The 18693-nt window shown below is 63.2% G+C and carries 15 protein-coding genes; 5 read left to right on the top strand and 10 right to left on the bottom strand.

Going from position 1 to position 18693, the window contains the following annotated elements:
* Positions 1-65 precede the first annotated feature (65 nt).
* The 8 genes from R2834_06645 to recO all read right to left on the bottom strand — a co-directional run bounded on the left by R2834_06645 (position 66) and on the right by recO (position 13192).
* Positions 66-3002: a TonB-dependent receptor gene (locus R2834_06645; protein MEZ4699990.1), complete on the bottom strand. Its 2937-nt coding sequence runs from the start codon at positions 3000-3002 to the stop codon at positions 66-68.
* 410 nt (positions 3003-3412) lie between these two features.
* Positions 3413-6250 carry a TonB-dependent receptor gene (locus R2834_06640; GenBank protein MEZ4699989.1) on the bottom strand — a complete coding sequence of 946 codons (2838 nt, stop codon included), beginning with the start codon at positions 6248-6250 and terminating at the stop codon, positions 3413-3415.
* A 339-nt stretch (positions 6251-6589) separates the two neighbouring features.
* Positions 6590-7885 carry an adenylosuccinate lyase gene (gene purB / locus R2834_06635; GenBank protein ID MEZ4699988.1) on the bottom strand — a complete coding sequence of 432 codons (1296 nt, stop codon included), beginning with the start codon at positions 7883-7885 and terminating at the stop codon, positions 6590-6592.
* A 49-nt stretch (positions 7886-7934) separates the two neighbouring features.
* The gene (locus R2834_06630) at positions 7935-8546 is read right to left on the bottom strand and encodes a sigma-70 family RNA polymerase sigma factor (GenBank protein ID MEZ4699987.1); all 612 of its coding nucleotides are present in this window, start codon (positions 8544-8546) and stop codon (positions 7935-7937) included.
* Between the two features lie 377 nt (positions 8547-8923).
* Positions 8924-10702 carry a PAS domain-containing protein gene (locus R2834_06625; protein ID MEZ4699986.1) on the bottom strand — a complete coding sequence of 593 codons (1779 nt, stop codon included), beginning with the start codon at positions 10700-10702 and terminating at the stop codon, positions 8924-8926.
* A gap of 228 nt (positions 10703-10930) precedes the next feature.
* Complete coding sequence (locus R2834_06620) at positions 10931-11557, bottom strand: class I SAM-dependent methyltransferase (protein MEZ4699985.1); 627 nt, start codon at positions 11555-11557, stop codon at positions 10931-10933.
* A gap of 1 nt (position 11558) precedes the next feature.
* Positions 11559-12218 (bottom strand): transcriptional repressor LexA, encoded by a 660-nt coding sequence (gene lexA, locus R2834_06615; GenBank protein MEZ4699984.1) that lies wholly within the window; start codon positions 12216-12218, stop codon positions 11559-11561.
* 212 nt (positions 12219-12430) lie between these two features.
* Positions 12431-13192: a DNA repair protein RecO gene (gene recO / locus R2834_06610; protein ID MEZ4699983.1), complete on the bottom strand. Its 762-nt coding sequence runs from the start codon at positions 13190-13192 to the stop codon at positions 12431-12433.
* 109 nt (positions 13193-13301) lie between these two features.
* Between recO and R2834_06605 the strand changes: the two genes are divergently transcribed.
* Complete coding sequence (locus R2834_06605; protein MEZ4699982.1) at positions 13302-13745, top strand: helix-hairpin-helix domain-containing protein; 444 nt, start codon at positions 13302-13304, stop codon at positions 13743-13745.
* Between the two features lie 13 nt (positions 13746-13758).
* Here R2834_06605 and R2834_06600 read toward each other — a convergent pair whose 3' ends face one another.
* A complete protein-coding gene (locus R2834_06600) occupies positions 13759-13977 on the bottom strand; it encodes a hypothetical protein (GenBank protein MEZ4699981.1) in 219 nt (72 codons plus the stop codon).
* Positions 13978-14146: 169 nt separating this feature from the next.
* On the opposite strand from R2834_06600, the gene R2834_06595 reads away from it, so the two are divergent.
* Positions 14147-14824: a response regulator transcription factor gene (locus R2834_06595; protein MEZ4699980.1), complete on the top strand. Its 678-nt coding sequence runs from the start codon at positions 14147-14149 to the stop codon at positions 14822-14824.
* A 33-nt stretch (positions 14825-14857) separates the two neighbouring features.
* A complete protein-coding gene (locus tag R2834_06590; protein ID MEZ4699979.1) occupies positions 14858-15391 on the top strand; it encodes a hypothetical protein in 534 nt (177 codons plus the stop codon).
* A 28-nt stretch (positions 15392-15419) separates the two neighbouring features.
* Here the strand turns inward: R2834_06590 and R2834_06585 are convergent, their stop codons facing one another.
* On the bottom strand, positions 15420-15824 hold the full coding sequence (locus R2834_06585) for a four helix bundle protein (protein ID MEZ4699978.1): 405 nt from the start codon (positions 15822-15824) through the stop codon (positions 15420-15422).
* 77 nt (positions 15825-15901) lie between these two features.
* On the opposite strand from R2834_06585, the gene R2834_06580 reads away from it, so the two are divergent.
* Positions 15902-17266, top strand: coding sequence for a dipeptidase (locus R2834_06580; GenBank protein MEZ4699977.1), 1365 nt, complete (start codon positions 15902-15904; stop codon positions 17264-17266).
* A gap of 300 nt (positions 17267-17566) precedes the next feature.
* Positions 17567-18529, top strand: coding sequence for a hypothetical protein (locus R2834_06575; GenBank protein MEZ4699976.1), 963 nt, complete (start codon positions 17567-17569; stop codon positions 18527-18529).
* Positions 18530-18693 lie beyond the last annotated feature (164 nt).

The raw sequence follows: 18693 nt of genomic DNA, 5'->3' as shown, positions 1-18693 counted from the left end.
GGACCTAACCCGACCTACGGGACATGCAACCTGATGCCTGAAACAGCCGGCGACCCTGTCGCCGGCTAGAAGGTATAGACCAACCGCGCCATCGCCAGCCGGCCGATGCGCGGCGCACCGGCAAATTCGCGGTGCCTTTCCACGAGCTGCCCGTCCACGATGGTCAGGGCATTCTGGATGGTGGCGTCGAGGCGCAGCCCCTGCAGGGTACGGCCGAAATCGAAGCCGGCCGTGAGATCGACAACGGTATAGGCCTCGATATCGCCGATGAACGGCCCGGTACGCACGGGGAAACCGCCGACATGCCGTACGGCCGCGCGCGCCGAGAAGCCGAAGGGGAAGGCATAGGATGCGCCGGCGCCGAACTTGAACTTTGGCGCATTGAGCGGCACTTCCAGGGCAGGGTCGTCCTCGCCGAGCTCCCGGTAGTCGAAAAAGTTGTCGCTCAGGAAGGAGGCGTGGGCGAAGGTCCGCAGCCGGTCGGTGGCCCGCCAGTCGATGTCGATATCCGTCCCCCAGAGATCCACGCGCCCGAAATTGCGGTAGGTGAGCAGGCCGCCGACCGAGGTCGCGGGGCTCCCGTCCGGCAGCGTGGCCTGGTCCGGCTGAACGACCGCCACCGGCGAGGCCCCGAAGCCGGCGACATCGCCGTATCCGTCCCGCGCCAGCTGGCCCAGCAGGCCGGCCGCCTCCGCCGCATCCAGCCCCAGGCCGTCCAGGAACGACGCCGTGCCCGGATTCGCCTCGGCGATGTCGGCGATCGTCGCCTCCAGGGCTCGCGCGAGGTCGGCGTCGACTTCGGTCAGATAGACCATCGGCGACTCGATCAGCAGCGGCCCGACAAAATTCTCTTTCCGTGTCAGGTACGCGTCCACCGAAAGGATGAAGCGGGGGGTAATGACGCCTTTGTAGCCGGCTTCCACCGAACGCGTGAGCGACTGTTTGAGCGGCGCCACATCCACCGGGCCGCTGACGGCCCGGAAGCCGTCCGTCGAGTTGTCCGGCAGCCCGAGCCGGCCGGCGGTGTACCCATCCACAAACGGCGCGAGCTGACCCAGCAGGGCGGCGAACTGGGCGCGCTGGTCCGCCGTCATCGCATTCAACGGCGCCGGCAGCGACGTCCCGTCGGCCAGCGCGGCGGCGAGGCCGGTCGAAAACGCCTGGTATACCGGCACCAGCGGCACGCGATCGACGGGTACCATCTGACCGAACACGCCGGGAGCTCCCGCGAGATCGCCCTCGTCGGGCAATAAAAACGCCGCGCTGTTGTGGGCGCGGTAGTCGTCGAACGTAAAGCCGTGCACGGCGCCCTGCGCCTGGTAGGCCAGGTTAAAAGGCGCCGCCGTCGGGAACTGGCGAATCTGGAGATCCAGAAAATAGGGATTCAGCCCGGGCGCGCTGTAGGCCTGATTGAGCGTCAGGCGGAAGGTCTGTTGCGGTGAGATCTTGTAGACAAAGCCGGCGCGCGGGGAATACTGGACGTGCTCGGCGATGGTATTGTAGTCGGCGCGGACCGCGAGCAACAGGTCGAGCGCCGGCGATACGCGCGTCGTCGATTGCGCGAACACGCCGGCCTCCCCGATGTCGTCGGCGTTCTCGAACCGGCCGTAGACGGTGCCTTCCGTCCGCGGCTGCGTCCACCGCAGGTCGCTGCCGACCACCATCCGGCCGCGGCCGTTGAAGTAGTTCAGATCGTAGTTGATCTGCGCCCCGACCAGCCGGGTTTTATCGACGATCGCCAGCGCGCTGTCGGGCGCCTCGAGCAGGTTCTGACGGTAGTAGTACGAATCGCCGCTGTTGTTCTGGTTGAGGTACACCTGGGCGAAAAGCGGGCCGGCGTTCAGCCGGACCTGCGCAAACCCGTAGGCAAAATTATCCGTCTGCGCCGCCCCGATGCCCGTCAGCATGGCCATCTTCTGCGAGAGATAGCCGGTATTGACGCTCAGGCGAGCGCGCTCGGCAAAGCGGTATTCGCCCTGGGCATTCAGGTTGTACTTCCAGTAGCCGGCATCGCGCAGGGCGCCGCCTTCCGCCAGGATCAGCGACCGATCGAGCGCATCGTCCGGATCCAGCTCCCAGTCCTCTCCACGCGCATATTCGCCGACCACTTTGTACGCAAAGCGCCGGCTCACGGCGTCGGCATGGCGAAACTCGAGATCCATCAATCCGCGCCCGCCGCCGCCCGTGGAGAAGCTCGTTCCCTGATAGGCAAACGGATCCTTGGTGACGAAGTGGATGAGCCCCTGATCGACGCCGGCGCCATATAGCGTCGACCCCGATCCCCGCACGACCTCGATGCGATCCACGTCCAGCGAGGCGATGGGCATCAAGCCGTACGCGTTGAGCGCGAGCCCCGGCACCGCAGACGCGCGATGATCCGTGAGGACGTACGTCTCGCCGATGATGGAATTGTTGAAACCGCGCAGGGCCACCTCGCGGCGATCCAGACCGGTCTGCGCGTAATCGACGCCGGCCACATCCCGCAGCAGCGAGGCGGCGGACGGGGTGACATCCGCCTGGACTTCACGATCGGCCACCACCGAGATCGACGAGGCGGTTTCGAGGGCAAGTTCTTGCTGCCGCGATGCCGAAACGACTACCGTATTCAGATCGATGCTGGTCTGCTGCAACGGCACATCCATCGTCCGCGCCTGGCCGGGCTCCAGTACGATCGACCGGCGCAGTTCCTCGTAGCCAACGTAGCGGATGACGATCGTGTAGCGGCCCGGGTGCAACCCGGTGATGCGGTAGTTGCCCGAACGGTCGGTGACGGCGCCGGCGACCAGCGTCGTTGCCGAGCGGACGGTCAGGGCAACGGTGGCGCCTTCGAGCGGAAGGCCGTCGTACGAGTCGGTGACAAAACCACGCAGTTCGGCGCTAAGCTCCTGGGCGCGAGCGGTGCCGACGAAAAGCAGAAAGAGAGCGGCGAGCAGCGCGTATCGCGCAAACGATACGGCAGGCAGCCCGGCGTCCGACGCGGGCCGACGCTGTTGGAGAACCATGGGGGGCCCTTTTTTGGGGGTCAACGAGAGCTCAGAGCGAGAGCGGCACCGGTCGCCACCGCGCCATCCTGAGGAGCGCCGGAAAAAAACGAGACGCTATCAGCACAAGCGGCAACGATCGGACCAAAATCCGGGTTGCGGCCCATGCTGCGCGCACGCTTCGTCGCAAGCTCTCCTCAGAATGGCGAGTGGAACAGGTATTCGACCAGTAGCCTGGGCGAATGTATTTATTAAGTCTGTTCGAATAAAGCCGCGCGCGGAGAATTGGCGACAAAAACAAAAAGTCATCCCGGATTGCCCGGGATGACTCTTGTTTTGGGTTCAAGGTTTATGGTTGAAGGTTCAATGTCCGGTTATTCCTTGAACATGGAACGTCGAACCGTGAACCATCTTCCGTGACGCACCGTGTCTCAGAAGGTGTACGTCAGGCGTGCGATGCCCATCCGGCCGATAAGGGGAGCGCCCACGAATTCACGGTGCGCATTATCGAGCAGGTTCTGGATGGTGAAATCCACCCGCAGCCCCTGGACGGTGCGACCGAAATCGAAGCCGGCGCCCAGGTCGAGCAGGAAGTAGTCTTCCACGTTGCCGATATAGTCGCTGCCGGAGCGTACCGGGAAGCCCTTCGTATAGCGGCCGGACGCATTGAGCGAGAGGCCGGACGGCATCCGGTAGCTGCCCCCGAACTTGCCCTTGAACGTCGGCGCGTTGAGCGCCAGTTCGAGATCGACATTCTCCTCATCCAGCTCCGTATTGTCGAAGAAGTCGTCGCTGACGATGGAGATGTTGCCGAAGAGGGTGAGCGCGTCCGTCGCCAGGATCTGGAGGGATGCGTCAACGCCCCAGTAATCGAGGTTGCCGAAGTTGCGGTACGCGGCGAAGCCGCCCACGGCGTTCTGCGAGAGCGCATCGGGCAGCACCTGCTGATCGGACTGGATCGCGGCGATGGGCGTGCCTTCCAGGGCGCCGCCCACCAGCGCGCCGAGGATGCCGGCCACGTTGGCCGCCGGCAGCTGCGCCTGCTGCAGGCCGGCGAGCAGGGCCTGGACCGTCGCATCGGTCGATGTCGCGAAGAGCGCGCCGAGCGCGGCGCCTACGTCGCCGGTGAGCCCCGCGCGATCCAGATAAACGAAGGGCGACTCGACGAGCAGCGGACCCGTGAAGTTCTTCTTGTTCGCCCAGTAGCCATCCACGGCGAACAGGATGTTGCCGTTGATGAGCCCCTTGTAGCCGACCTCGATGGTCTGCGTGGTGGTCTGTTTCAACGGGGCGATGTCAACCGGTCCGTTGACTTCCCGGAACCCCTGCTCGCTGTCATCCGGAATGCCGAGCTGGGTGGCATCCGTGATGGCGCCGAGACCGAGCAAGCCGTTCAGCGCGGTGTAGCCCAGCAGGTCGGCCAGGAGGCCGCGCTGCACCGAGTTGAGGCTTTCGAGGCCCGGAATCGGGGCCGCCGAACGGAGCGCCGCCACGAGGCCGCCGCCGGCCGCCGCACCATAGATCGGGATGAGCGGCATGCCCTGCAGATTGAAGTTCTGGCCGAAGAAACCGGTCACGGGCAGAAACATCTGCGCCGAGTTCGTCGCGCGGAACGTGTCGAACGTATAGCCTTGCCCTGAACCGCGACCCATCACGATGAGCCGGCGGTCGGCATCCAGCTGCTGCACCTGGCCGACGATGTCGAGGAACAGCGAGTTGACGCCCGGCGAGGAGAACGATTTGTTGTACGACGCGCGCACGGTGTTTGACGTGTTCACCTTGTAGACGAGGGCCGCGCGGGGCGACACCTGGAATTCATCGAACACGTTGCTCCAGTCGCCGCGTACCGCCAGGGTGAGGTCGAGCTTCGGCGTCATCTCGATGGTGGACTGCGCATAGCCGCCCACTTCGTTGATATCGTCGTTGGCGTCGTTGCGGCCGAGGATCGTGCCCTCCGTGTCGGGGCGCGTCATTTCGAGGTCGCCGCCGAGGATGAGCCGGAACCGGTCGTCGGCGAAGCTCAGGTCGTACTGCGCCTGCGCGCTGTACTGCACGCCTTTATCTACGACCGGCACGCCGTTTCCGTAGACGAAGCTGTCGCCGGCGTCGTTCTTGTTCACATAAAACTGCGCGAAGAACCGATCCGCCTGTAGCCGGAACTGGCCGTAGGTGTATCCGAACCCTTTCGACTGGAGCGTGCCGATGCCCGAAAGCACGATGGCGTCAAGCGACGAGTAGCCGCCATTGACCGTCAGCGAGAGGTTGTCCTGCACGCGGTACTGCAGCATGCCGTTCACATTCAGCTTGCTGAAATCGTAGTTGCGTTCCAGCCCGTCCGCATCCAGCCCGAGCTGGAAGGCGTCCTGCGCATTGTTGGGGTCGTATTCCCAATCTTTCGCCTGCGAGTAATAGCCGGTCACCTTATACCCCAGGTTGCCGCCGAGCACGCCGGCATGGCGGAACTGCGCGCCCAGCATGGAGCGCTCGCCGCCCGAGAGCGAGATCGTCGTACCCGGATAGCTGAAGGGATCTTTGGTGATGTAGTGCACTACCCCTTCGTCCACGCCGGCGCCATAAAGGGCCGAGCCCGGCCCGCGCACGACCTCGATACGCTCCACGTCGATGCCCATGTTCGGCATGATCGAGTGCAGGTTTACCCCGAGCGACGCAACAGCCGCCTGCCGGTAGTCGGTCAACACGTAGGCCGATCCCGAAAAGGCGTTGTTGAAGCCGCGCAGCACAACCTCGTTGCGGTCGACGCCGGTCTGGGCGACGTCGACGCCCGTCACGTTGCGGAGCACGGACACGGTGGAGGGCACCACCTCCTGCTCGATCTCGCGCGCATCGAGCACCGAGATGGAAGCCGGCGCGTCCAGCACCTTTTCCGCCTGGCGCGATGCCGTGATCACGATGGTGTTCAGATCGAGCCCGCCCTGCGACAGCGTCGCATTCAGCGTCACGGTCTGGCCTGCCGCTACCGTCACGGAAAACTGGGCTTCGTTATAACCCACGAAGCGGACCGTCACCGTATAAGTGCCGGGCTGGACGTTCGAAATGAGGTACATGCCGTCGATATTGGCCGCGGCGCCGCCGGCAAGGCCTGCCTGGCCGGCCCGCGTGAGAATGACGTTGGCGCCGCCCAGCGCCTGACCATCCGTGGCATCCGTGACCACGCCCGTTACCGAACCCGTCTGCTGGGCATAACTGCTGGGCAGGGTCAGCCCGAAAAGGACCAGGAAAATCCCGGCCATTCTAGAGAGAGATTTCATACAGCCTCTGGGTGAATGTTCGACCTTGCGGCCTGGTATTCAGCGGATCGCGATCCGTCCGAACACGGAGGGGGGACCGGTTGGTGTCAACGGCGGTCGCCGCATCGTCTGGTTGAATACAGACAAAAATAGTAAACGTCCCGCAAAAACTTGCAGGAGGCAGGCAAGAAGCGCTTCCGGTTTCTCGGACTGCACACGGCACAGGAAAGGAATTACGCCAATCTCATGCAATAAAAACCCCATCCCCACACGAAAACCTTAAAAGCACGCACTCATCCCGTCGACACTCCTTAACAACGGAACAAGAAGAAATCGTGCACATCCGGCCGATTTGCCCGATCAGGCCAGTCCGACGCGCGCGAGAATCTCATCTACGCGCCGCAGATGGTACCGGGCGTCAAAGGCCTCCTCGATCGCGTCGCGGGTGAGATGTTGCAGGATGGCCGACTCGGACAGGATGATGTCCTTGAAAGACCGCTCTTCTTCCCAGGCCCGCATCGCCAGCGGCTGCACCATGTCGTAGGCCGTTTCGCGGTCGAGCCCCGTATCGATGAGCTTCAGCAGGACTCGCTGGCTGTTGTACAGCCCGAACGTGCGATCCATGTTCCGGAGCATGTTTTTCTCGTAAACGACCAGATGTTCGATGATGGTCGCCATCCGATGCAGCGCATAGTGCAGGATGGTCGTCGCATCGGGGATGATCACACGCTCGACGGACGAATGGGAAATGTCCCGCTCATGCCAGAGCGCCACATTTTCGTAAGCCGACACCATGTAGCCGCGGAGAAGCCGCGCGCATCCGGTGACGTTTTCCGATCCGACGGGATTCCGCTTGTGCGGCATCGCCGACGAACCCTTCTGCCCCTTCCCGAACGCTTCCTCCACTTCGCGGACTTCGCTTTTCTGCAACCCGCGGATCTCTACGGCCATCTTCTCGAGCGTCGCCCCGATGAGGGCGAGCACGCCGAGGTAGTGCGCGTGGCGGTCCCGCTGCAGCACCTGGGTGGATATCGGCGCCGGCTTGAGCCCCAGCCGCTCGCACGTAAACCGCTCCACGTCCGGCGAGATGTGCGCAAAGGTCCCAACGGCCCCCGACACCTTCCCCACCCGGATGTCTTCCGCCGCCGCCTCGAAGCGCGCCCGGTTGCGCTGCATCTCGGCGTAATACAGCGCCATCTTCAGCCCGAACGTCGTCGGCTCCGCATGGACGCCGTGCGTGCGACCCATCATCAGGGTGTGCCGGTGCTGCTTCGCCTTCGCGGCGAGCACCTGCAGCATGCGATCCAGCTGTTCGAGGATGAGCGCGTTGGCCTTGATGAGCCGATAGGACAACGCCGTGTCGACCACATCCGACGAGGTAAGGCCGTAATGCACCCACTTCTTTTCCTCCCCAAGCGTCTCGCTCACGGCGCGCGTGAACGCGACGACGTCGTGGCGGGTCACCTCCTCGATCTCGTGAATGCGCCGTACGGAAAAACGGGCGTTTTCGTACAGGAGATCGACATCCTCCCGGGGAATCACGCCCAGTTCCGACCAGGCCGCGCACGCCGCGAGTTCGACGTCGAGCCAGGCCTGGAATTGCTGTTCTTCTCCCCAGAGTGCGGCCATTTCGGGCCGGGTGTAGCGATCGATCATGAGATGGATGGATGGGAACTCGTTTCGGGATGGGTCGCCGACGCGAAGCTCACAACGAACTTCGCTTGTCGCGCAAAAACTTGTTGAGCAACTCGCGCGCGCGGAAGATGTGCGCCTTTACCGTGCCCAGGGGCAGATCAAGCTCCCGCGCGATCTCCTCGTAGGATTTCTCCTGCTGGTGACGCATGACGATGACCCGATGGTATTTTTCGGGCAGTGCGTCGATGGCTTCCTGGATCAACTGGCGCCGCTGATCCGCGACGATGTGGCGATCCGGACGGTAGGTGGCGTCCGGCAGTTCGTATTCGACCGCCCCTTCTTTGGTGTCGCGCGGCTTGTCGATCGAATACGTCTTGAGCTTACGCTTCCGGAGATAGTCGATCGCGTGATTGGTGGCGATCTTGTAGAGCCAGGTCGAAAATGCGTATTCGATGGAATACGACTCGAGCGCCGAGAACGCCTTGATGAAGCTCTCCTGCACCAGATCATCCACTTCCTCAGGCTTTCTCACGAGCCGCTGGATGTGCATGGTCAGCGCCTTGCTGTATTTCTGGACGAGCGCCTTGTATGCCGCTTCATCCCCTTCCAGCGCCAGTTTCACAAGGGCGCGATCCTGCTCACTCGAATCGGAAGGAGAAAGCGAACCAGCTGTTTTCGACATATACCTGTACGGACGCGCGGCGAACGACGTCCATTAGTCCTCTACACCTCACATGACCCTTCAACACGGTGCCGCACGGCGCACGGCGCGCCGGCATGGCGTGGTCGGGTATCGACGCACTCGCTCCCCACCGTGGTCCGCCCCGCTGGAGCGAAGACCGGCACGCGAAATCTCCTGGCTCCGGGTCGGAGCACGCGCACGCAGCGCCATGCCGGACCCGATGCCAGGAAATCCTTACGCAAGCCGTCGCATCCAGCGCGAGCTAGCGGCAGGAAACGGACGCATCTGTAAAGCAGAAGCAGAAGATAGAAATAAGATCCATCCGGTTCCACCGCAAAATGGACCTTTGCGTTGCGCCGGCCGCATCCACCCGTCGCTCAGGCCTCCGGCAGCAGCGCGACCCGCTCCGGCGCCGGGGTTGTTACGGGCGCGGTGCGTGCCGGGTTGGCGGACAGGGTGGCGGACAGCGCGCCCGCCAGCCGGCCGGCCGCCTGACGCGCCGCCGTAGCCGCCGCATCGTCGAAAAGCCGCCCTGGATGCGCGTACAGCGTCAACAGGCCGCGCATGCCCTCTTCCGTCATGATCGGAACGTCGAGACACCACGTCCCCTGCTCTCCCGTCTGTTCCATCTGCATGCGGATGCGGCAGACGTCCCCCCGGGTGTGCCCGAAATCGGGATCCACCCGGTCGATCTGTATCGGATTGCCGGCCACGTTGGCCACCACCGGCAGCCCGACGCCTGACGCCTGATCGAACAGGGTCACTTTGGCCTCGAGGTATTTCACCTCGTCATACAGGGATTTCAGCAATGTCTGCGCTTCTTCCTCGATGGGCTGCAATCCGTAGGCCACGGTGATCAGCTCGGCGGCCTGCCGCAGCCGCGTCGTCGAGCGCACCAGCTCTGTCCGCAGGGCCGCATGTTGCTCCCGCACCTGGTGCATCTCGGTCCGATCGTCGAGCAGCCAGACGTAGTGCGTCAGCGTATCCGCTTCTCCCCAGACGGGAATGAGCGTCACCCCGCTCCGGAGCGGCCGGCCATCGCGCCGGCAGAACGTGGCTTCCACCTGGCCCTGTTCCTCCCGCGCCACGAGTGCTTCGATGGCCTCGACCGCTTCGCGCTCCGTGAGCGTCCCGCGCAGAAGCAGCATGTTGGAGCCCAGGATTTCCACCTGCCGATAGCCGGTCAGGGTCTCGAAGGCCTTATTGCAGAAGATGATCGGCATCGCGGGCGTCGTCGCGTCGACGATCGCGAGGCCGAGCGGCATGCCGGCGATGGCGCTATCCCGCAGCCGGAGCTCCTCGACCGCCTCGTGCCGGCGGCCCGTTTCCTCCAGGATGCGGATCGCATAGGCCGGCTCGCCCTCGTCGTTGCGGACGAGCGAAACGGTCATGCGGGCGCGATGGATGGCCCCCGACCCATCCACCAGCCGGCTATCCATCTGATAATGCTCGCGCACGCCGGCAAAAAGATCGGCGTAGAGGGCGGCTTCGCCGGCGCGGAGGTCCTCCGGCAGCGCCGCGTCAAAGGGGCGTCCGGCGAGCTGGCTCCGCGGTATCGACAGCAACCGCGCGGCGGCTTCGTTCACAGCCAGCATCGCGTTGTCCGCATCCGTGACAAACACGGGCGTCGGCGCGTCATGGAACAGGTCGATCAGGAGCGCGGCGGACGGCGCCGGCTCCGGCGGGGGCGGCGGCATCTCGGTGTGGATCAGGTCGTAGATCAGCGCGGCGCACTCCTCGAGGACACCGATCGCCGGCTCCTCGACGTGGCGGCCGCGTACGTCGATCAGACTCAGCGCGCCAATGGCCTGGCCGGCACGATCCAGAATCGGGACGCCGGCGTAAAAACCGATGCCCCGCGCATACCGGTCGGTCCAGTCGGGCATCGCGGCCGCGTCCTCGACGAGAAGCGGCTTGGCTTCCTGAACGACGCGACTGCAAGGGAGATAGTCGATATCCGCGTCGCGCACGCTGAAGCCGGTCGTGGCCAGGAAATGCAGCCTGTCGTTCACGATCCGCGAAACGAGTACGACGGGGACATCGAAGAGCTTTTTGACCAGCGCGACGACGCGCTGGAGCGGATCGGGGCGGGGGGTCGAATCAAGGGCTTCGGCGCCGGGGGCTGCGCTCGAAGGAGAAAGAGAGGGAGATGACATGGCCGATGTGGCGCGTTAGTCCGAAATGCCTGTGGCAGGTGGACACGCCAAGGATGTGCCATGCGGAAAGGAGGCGCCGTTTGGGCGGATACGGGGCGGGAAAGCCCCGGAGATGCGACAGGAGACGGTCAGGAACGCCGGCGGCGCGGACAAAACTTCACTCTGGCATGACACGGCAATCCGGCATGACACGGCCATCCGACCTGACGCGTCGACCGGGTCACGCGATCAGGAGGCGAGGCGGCCGCCGCAGACGTAGAAGTCGTCCTGCCGCCAGGCGCAATCGACATCGCTGAAGCCGGCGCGCTCCATGGTCTTCATGAGCCGGTACAGACCGAGCGTTCCGATCTGGTCGGCCACGAACAGGTGGCCGCCGGGTGCGAGGGACGCGCCGAGCCCCTGAAAGAGCAGTTCGTAGCGCGTTTCCGCTTCGGCGCCTTCCGGCTCGCTGCCGCCGATGAGATCGGGCAGGACCATCGAGGCGATGATGACATCGTAGGGGCTGCCGGGAAGGGGTTCGCCTTCCGGGGAGACCGTGGCCTCGATCTGGGTGACGCCCTCGCGGATCTCGCTGATCTTCTCGCGAGCCAGCTCGAGCATTTCCGGGTCTTTGTCGAGCACCGTGAGATGGACGGTGGGATAGGCCAGGAGGACCGACATGCCGGCGTTGCCGGTCCCGCATCCGAGGTCGCACACCGAGGTATTGGAATCGAGCGGCGGAAGGGCGGCGACAAGCTCTTCCATGAGCGGAATGGAAAGCGGCAGGCGACGTGCGATGTTTACGTCGTACCACCGTCCATGCTTCCAGAATCCGCCTTTCTGGCGCAGATTCCGATTCCAGTTCGGTGTGGTCATATCAGGCCGCTTGGCTGCGTCCGGTAAATGAGCGTTTGTAGATCCCGTTTTTGTTGACGTGGCCGACGTAGCGTCCGAGGATTTTCACTTCTTCGAAGATATCGGGAGAAATCCGGATGTCCTTATAGGCGTCATTCGCCGCGACCAGGCGAAGCCCGTCCTGCTCCTGATAGATCCTCTTGAGCGACGTTTCACCGTCGTACAATACGGCGCCTATGCCGCCGTTCGGGATATCATCGTCGATGAGCAGCACGTAATCGCCATCCTGGATATCCACGCCGATCATCGATTGGCCTGATACCCGAATCGCAAAGATTCGATCCAGATTCGGGAAAAGAGTTTCGAGGGTGATGGTGCCCTGATTGTCCTCGATCGCCTCCTGGAGCACGCCGGCCGTGATCGTGCCCAGAATGGGAATCCCGAGGAGCGGACCCGAAAGCAGGTTCGCCGTTTCGCTGACGAACTGATAGCCCTCATCCTCCTTCATCAGGAAGCCCTTTTTATACAGCGCCTGGAGATTCTGGGTGACACTGTTCGGCGAGCGATAGTCGAACTGATCGACCATCTCCCGATACGTCGGCCAAACGCCGTGCTCGCGCACATAGTTTTTCAAGAACTTCAGGAACGAGTGCTGTTTGGCTGTAAGGTGTTTGCGACTCATGGTTGTGTGATGGTAGTTCACCCTGGCGGTAGGTGCATGCGCAGCCGGCGTTTCGTTCGATCGGAGCAGGGAAATCGCTTCAACCCGCTGGTATGACCCGACTTAGCCCATAGCGCGCTGCATGTCACATATGTATACACACTTCCTGATAAAAAAGCAAGTAGAAAATGTTCCAGGAGGTGAAAGAGCGAATCCGGCGTTTGCGCGGAGGGTCACTCGACCCGGCGATCCAGCAGGGCGCCCAGCACCTTTTCGCCCCGGGTCGGATAGGCGTCCTCGACATGGTACTGCAGATAGGCATCGACGAGGGCGGTCACTTCCCGCCGCACGGCGTCGGGCATGGCCATACGAAGGACGACCTCCGGCCGGGCATGCGCCAGGATGGCGAACGCCCGGAGCGCCTTGCGCGAGGCGCGACGCGACGACGCCCCTTCGCCCCGCCCGACCAGCACGTCGCCGCTCTCGAGCGCCAGAGCCCCACCCGCCTCGGGCAGCGCCTCGACCTGCTCCCGCGTGACGGCGGGCTGAAAACCCAGAATGCCGGCGAGGCGCAGCTGAAAATAGGGCAGCAGATTGTCGGGGTCCTCGGCGTCGAGGGCGTCGAGCAGGGTGAGCGTCTCGACGGCCAGATGGAAAAGCGGCGCGTTTTGCTCGTCGGGCTGCAGCAGCGCGTTGATGAATTCGACGATGCGGAGGCCGATCGCCAGCCGGTCGAGCGCCTTGCTCAGCCCGAGCAGCGGGCGGACATGCGAGATCTCCTTGAGCGTCTGCAGGTCGCGCCCCGGACGGTGGTACAGGACGACGTCGACATACGCCATGGGCTGGAGCGCGCTTCCGAACGGGCTTTTCGCCGAGCGGGCCCCCTTGGCGATGACCGTCACCTTGCCGAGTTCGCGCGAGAACAGCGTCACGATCTGGCTCGTTTCGCGGTAGTCGAGATGACGCAATACGATCGCTTCGGTGCGGAGAATCATGCGGGTGCCGGCCTGCTTCTGGGGGGAAGGTACGTTATCGCGTCGATCCGTGTCTAGAATGAGCATCAAGGGGCGCTCCCCGAAACGTGCACCATCCCCACTCGATCACATGGACTGGCGACACCCTTTTTACCGGCTTCAGCAGCGGCTGGCCCTCACGCGACGCGAAACCCATACACTCGCCGTGTTGCTGCTTCTGCTCGCGGCCGGCCTCGGGCTGCGGCACATCCGGTACGAGCTGGTGCCGTACGATCCTGCATATTATGTCGAGATCGACAGCCTCGCCGCGCCGGCGCCCGCACTCGATCCGGATGCAGCGCCACCGGCGGACCTCCCGGCCGACGCCCCGGCGTCGGATGGCCCGATCCGGCTCAACACCGCCACGGCCGCCGAACTGGAGGCGCTACCCCGCATCGGCCCGCGTACGGCCGAGCGGATCGTGGCGTTCCGGGAAGCGCGAGGCCCCTTTCGCCGGCCCGAGGATCTGCTCCAGATCAAAGGAATCGGGGAAAAAACCCTCGAAGCGCTGCGACCGCATCTCATCGTGGAATGAGCGCGCCACGGGGTCAGGCCGGCCGTTCGTCGCCCACGTTTTCCTCCTCCGCCCGCGCCTCCGCGGCCTTCGCCTCTTCCCGCAACTGATCGACGGTCCAGTTCGCGCTGATCCGCTCTTCCCGTTTCAGAAACCGGTAAACCGGCACGAGGAGGAGTGCGGCCAGCCCGAAGAACCCGAGCAGGGTCATCAGGATGAGCGGTCCGTAGTTCACAAAATCCAGAGGCACCATGAACCAAATCCTTTCGTTTTCGGTGATTCGGTTGCGATCTTTGGTTGTAAAGCTGTAAACTTAGCCAGATCGAGAGGTCTACTGTTGAGCATACCTGTAACGGCCCTACTTTGTGCCCGGCTCCGCAGTCCACACCACCAAAAGCCCACGGGAAATGCACGCTGCGCGCATGCTCATCGTAGAGGATGACCCGGCTACCGGAGAGCAGCTGGGTACGTATTTCTCGGAACACAACTACGAGGTGGTCCGCGCTACCGACGGAGAAAAGGCGTCCCGATTGCTGATCGGCGCCACACCGTTCGATATCGTGTTGCTCGATTTGATGCTGCCCCGGAAGAGCGGCTTCGAAGTTTTGCGCGAGGCGCGGCAGGCCGGCATCGACACCCCCGTCATCATCCTCAGCGTCTCGTCCTCGGAGGAAGACAAGCTCAAGGGCTTCAACCTCGGCGCCGACGACTACGTAACCAAGCCCTTCAGCACCAAGGAGATCGCCGCGCGGGTGCGCGTGATCCTCCGGCGCGTCCACACCGCCGGCGAGGAGTCGGTCGAGCAATACACGTTCGACGACATGAGCATCAACTTCAGCAACCACACCGCCCAGCGAAATGGTAGCAAGCTGCAATTCACCGCGCTGGAGTTCAGCATCCTCCACTACTTCATCCGGCATCGAGGCCGCACCGTGAGCCGGAAACAGCTGCTGATCGATGTGTGGGGCATCAAGGGCGACATCACCACCCGCACGATCGACCGGCATGTGGCGTCCCTCCGCAAGAAAATCGAGACAGACCCCACCGAACCGAAGTACATCCAGACGGTTTACGGCATCGGGTACAAATTCACCGGATGAGCGGACCTGCGCGCCGCCGCATCCATCCCGCTCATGCCGAATATCCCGCGAACGCCGCTTCTGACCCTTCTTCTCCCCGGCTTTCTCACGGCCCTGATCCTGACGGGATGCAACCCGTTCGCGCCGGCGCTGGAGGAAGGCGACCCGTTCGGCGCCCTCCTCGGAGACCCTGCGACCCTCGACGGCTTCTTCACCAATTTCCAGGCGGCGTACGAGTTGCGAGACCTCTCCCTCTACGAACCGCTGCTCGACTCGGCCTTCATCTTCACCTACTACGACTTTGACGTCCAGGTAGAACGCCAGTGGGCCTTCGCCCAGGAGATCGAGTCGACCCGCCGGCTGTTCGCCAACGCCAGCTTCATCAGCCTCGAGTGGAACCAGATCATCTCCCAGAACCTGTTCGACGAGAATCGCCGCGCCAGCATCATCCGCTCTTTCAACCTCACCATCAACCTCGAATCCGGCGACGTCTTCCGCGGCGACGGCAACGTCAACTTCCTCCTCCTCCGCCCCGCCGAAGGCGCCCCCTGGCGCCTGATCAACTGGCGCGACGAGAGCGAGTTTTAGGAAAGGTTCAAGGTTTGAGGATTGAGGTTCAAGGTTGTGCAGCCGGTTTGTGCCGAATCCCTTTCCAACCACTTTTTTTGATCGCCGCCATCAACGCGAAGAGGCGTCTGGACAGCAACGCGGCACGTTCACTCAGCGTGGCGAACGCAGCGTCCTCGATATAGGCCGCATTTCTCGCAACGTACAGCAAACTCCGCAACTCGCCGGCAGAACCTTTTGCCACAGAAAGAAAGTACAGAAACTCCGCGTTGGCGTTGCGCTCGTATCCTTCGGCGATATTGGATGACACCGACACAGCCGCCCTGCGCAGCTGGTCGCGTAGTGAGCGATCGCGAGCAAAGCTTTCCTGACACGTGATTTCATAGATCGCATCGGCTAACTTTATTCCCTCTTGCCACACGACGAGATCCTCAAAGCCGTTGATGGATTTCATGGCTTCCCCCTGATAGTGCGTCTTTCACTACCTAGACGTCTCTTCATTGAACTTCGTACCTCGAACCTTAAACTTTCATGCAGACCGCCCTACAGTACGCCGCCCATCATTTTGATCGATTTGTGGATGAGTTGATCGCGTTGCTGCGGATCCCTTCGATCAGCACGGATCCGGCGTACACCGGCGAGGTGCGGCGGTGTGCGATGGCGGTGGCGGACCACCTCCGCATGGCCGGCTTCGACACGGTCGAGGTGATGAACACCGGCGGCCATCCCATCGTCTTCGCCGAGCGGATCGAGGACCCCTCGCTGCCGACGGTGCTGGTGTACGGCCATTACGACGTCCAGCCGCCCGATCCGCTGGACCTGTGGACCTCCCCCCCGTTCGAACCCGTCGTCAGAGACGGTCGCCTCTATGCCCGTGGGTCGAGCGACGACAAGGGGCAGATGTTTATGCACATCAAGATGGCGGAAGCGTACCTGCAGGGCGAAGGCCGGCTGCCGCTGAACCTCAAGTTCATCATCGAGGGCGAGGAGGAAAGCGGCTCGAAGCACCTCCGGCCGTTTATCGAACGGCACCGGGACTTGCTGAAAGCCGACGTCGTCATGATCTCCGACACGTCGATGTTCGCGCCGGCCATCCCGTCGATTACCTACGGATTGCGCGGCCTGGCCTATGTGCAGGTCGAACTCACGGGCCCGAGCCGCGACCTGCATTCGGGCATGTACGGCGGCGCCATTGAGAACCCGATCAACGTGCTCGCGTCACTCATCGCCGGCCTCCACGATGCCGATCACCGGGTGACGATCCCGGGATTCTACGACAGCGTCCGCCCCCTCACGGCAGAGGAGCGGGCCACGTTTGCGGCGCTGCCGTTCGACGAAGCCGGCTGGAAGCACGCCGTATCCGTCACCGCCACGCGCACGGAGGCCGGCTACTCGGTGCTCGAAGGCATCTCGGCCCGCCCGACGCTCGACGTGAATGGCATCTGGGGCGGCTACCAGGGCGAGGGCGCAAAAACGGTGCTTCCGGCGAAAGCCGGCGCGAAAATCTCGATGCGCCTGGTGCCGGATCAGCAGCCGGACGCCATCGTCGAGAAAATCCGCGCCTACTTCGAAGCGAACGTCCCTACCACCATGAAGCTGACGTTCAAGGACCTGCACGGCGGCAAGCCGGTCATCGTCGACACCACGCATCCGGCCATGCTGGCCGCGGCAAAGGCGCTCACCGACACCTATGGCAAGGAGCCCTTCTTTACCCGCGAGGGCGGCTCGATCCCCGTCGTCGCCGATTTCAAGGAATTGCTCGGCATCGACACGGTGCTCATGGGCTTCGGGCTCGACGACGATTCCATCCATTCTCCCAACGAGCATTTCGGCCTCGACCGGTATCGCCAGGGCATCCTCTCGGCCGTACGCTTCGCGCACTATTTCAGCGAATAAACCGCCGCTCCCCATCCACGTTCGGCTCCCAGCGAGGGCCCTCCACGAAGCCCGTTGCGCTTCCATCGGGGGGTCCTCGCCGCATTTATACGGCTTTTTGCGTCTTCACCGCGCATTAACAGGTCAACAAAGGGTGTTAACACTAAGGTAACACAAAGATAATACCTTGGTAATATGACTCCCTTAATCTGACCGAACTGTATGTTTCGCTTACTGCGTTTCCATGCAGATGGAAACACCCATGCGCCACGCCGATCGCACCACCGGACCCGCCTCGCGATCGTGATCGCCTGCATTTTTTTGACTCGCACACCCTTTTTCCCGGCGTTCGCCCAGTCTCCTGTCGATTTGAGCGGCCTCGCTTATATCGACTACAACTACGTGCTTGCCTCGCCCGACTCCGGAGAAGCCGGCAGCAACGGCTTCACCTATCGACGCCTCTACCTCACCGCCGACTACCGGCTCGACGATTCCTTTTCAGGTCGTGCGCGCGTCGAGGTGTCGAACAGCTCCACGACGGCCCAGGGACGGCCGAGTCCGTTTATCAAAGACCTGTATGTCACGTGGAGCAACGCCCTCGGGCACGGCCACCATCTCACCCTCGGCGTCACCGCGCCGCCCAGCTTTACGGTATCGGAGCGTTTCTGGGGTTTCCGGAGCCTCGAAGCGACGATCATGGACCGCAACCGCATCGTGTCGTCCCGTGACTTCGGGATCGTCGCCAGCGGTCCGCTCGAAGCCAGCCGCCGCTTCCGGTATGCGGTGATGTTTGCAGACAACGAAGGCGTAAACCAGGAGCGCGACAAGGACAAACGCCTGTACGGCCAGCTTGAGTGGCATCAGCCCGACGGGCGCGCCGTGGCGACCGCCGGCATCGATTACGCCGGCTACACGGGCGAACTCGATCGGGGCGTGAATTTCCCCGTTTTTCTCGGGGTCGACCTCGAGCGGTTCCGTCTCGGGGCCGAGGCATTCTACAACCGCATCACGTTCGACGCCGGTGGCGACGAAGTCTTCGCCGGCCTCAGTGTATTCGGCCTGGTCCGGCTGACTACGCGCTGGAACGGCGTCGCGCGGTACGACCGGTTCTCGACCGAGATCGGATCGAACCGGAGCCATGCGGATTACGCGATTATCGGTCTTGAATTTCACCCCAACCCCAACGTGCACATCATGCCCAATTTCGAGTTCACCCGCAGCGCCGCAAACGCGGACATGCTGGTCAACGGGCGATTGACCGTGCACGTCGATTTCGGCACCTGAACACGGGCCTCGCACTCCGGTGTGAAGCCATTACGCCAACACAACCACGATGGAACTCCTGGACCGAAAAACTTCGGGGCTCTCCTTCCGACCTGACGCAACCCAACCAAGCACCCGTGATGCCGGCACCGCCGCGACACCCGCAGCAGACGGCAAAACACGCA

This window comes from Rhodothermales bacterium (genome assembly GCA_041391505.1).
Taxonomy (GTDB): domain Bacteria; phylum Bacteroidota; class Rhodothermia; order Rhodothermales; family JAHQVL01; genus JAWKNW01.
Note: the sequence above shows the minus strand (reverse complement) of the source record. Positions and strands in the feature narration are given on the sequence as shown.

Bases quoted from the DNA above. Each gene is read 5' to 3' on its own strand.
- recO (MEZ4699983.1), bottom strand. From the start codon at position 13,192: ATGATTCTCCGCACCGAAGCGATCGTATTGCGTCATCTCGACTACCGC.
- R2834_06595 (MEZ4699980.1), top strand. From the start codon at position 14,147: ATGCTCATCGTAGAGGATGACCCGGCTACCGGAGAGCAGCTGGGTACG.
- R2834_06645 (MEZ4699990.1), bottom strand. From the start codon at position 3,002: ATGGTTCTCCAACAGCGTCGGCCCGCGTCGGACGCCGGGCTGCCTGCC.
- R2834_06590 (MEZ4699979.1), top strand. From the start codon at position 14,858: ATGCCGAATATCCCGCGAACGCCGCTTCTGACCCTTCTTCTCCCCGGC.
- R2834_06580 (MEZ4699977.1), top strand. From the start codon at position 15,902: ATGCAGACCGCCCTACAGTACGCCGCCCATCATTTTGATCGATTTGTG.
- R2834_06600 (MEZ4699981.1), bottom strand. From the start codon at position 13,977: ATGGTGCCTCTGGATTTTGTGAACTACGGACCGCTCATCCTGATGACC.
- R2834_06640 (MEZ4699989.1), bottom strand. From the start codon at position 6,250: ATGAAATCTCTCTCTAGAATGGCCGGGATTTTCCTGGTCCTTTTCGGG.
- R2834_06585 (MEZ4699978.1), bottom strand. From the start codon at position 15,824: ATGAAATCCATCAACGGCTTTGAGGATCTCGTCGTGTGGCAAGAGGGA.
- R2834_06625 (MEZ4699986.1), bottom strand. From the start codon at position 10,702: ATGTCATCTCCCTCTCTTTCTCCTTCGAGCGCAGCCCCCGGCGCCGAA.
- R2834_06605 (MEZ4699982.1), top strand. From the start codon at position 13,302: ATGGACTGGCGACACCCTTTTTACCGGCTTCAGCAGCGGCTGGCCCTC.
- R2834_06620 (MEZ4699985.1), bottom strand. From the start codon at position 11,557: ATGACCACACCGAACTGGAATCGGAATCTGCGCCAGAAAGGCGGATTC.
- R2834_06630 (MEZ4699987.1), bottom strand. From the start codon at position 8,546: ATGTCGAAAACAGCTGGTTCGCTTTCTCCTTCCGATTCGAGTGAGCAG.
- lexA (MEZ4699984.1), bottom strand. From the start codon at position 12,218: ATGAGTCGCAAACACCTTACAGCCAAACAGCACTCGTTCCTGAAGTTC.
- purB (MEZ4699988.1), bottom strand. From the start codon at position 7,885: ATGATCGATCGCTACACCCGGCCCGAAATGGCCGCACTCTGGGGAGAA.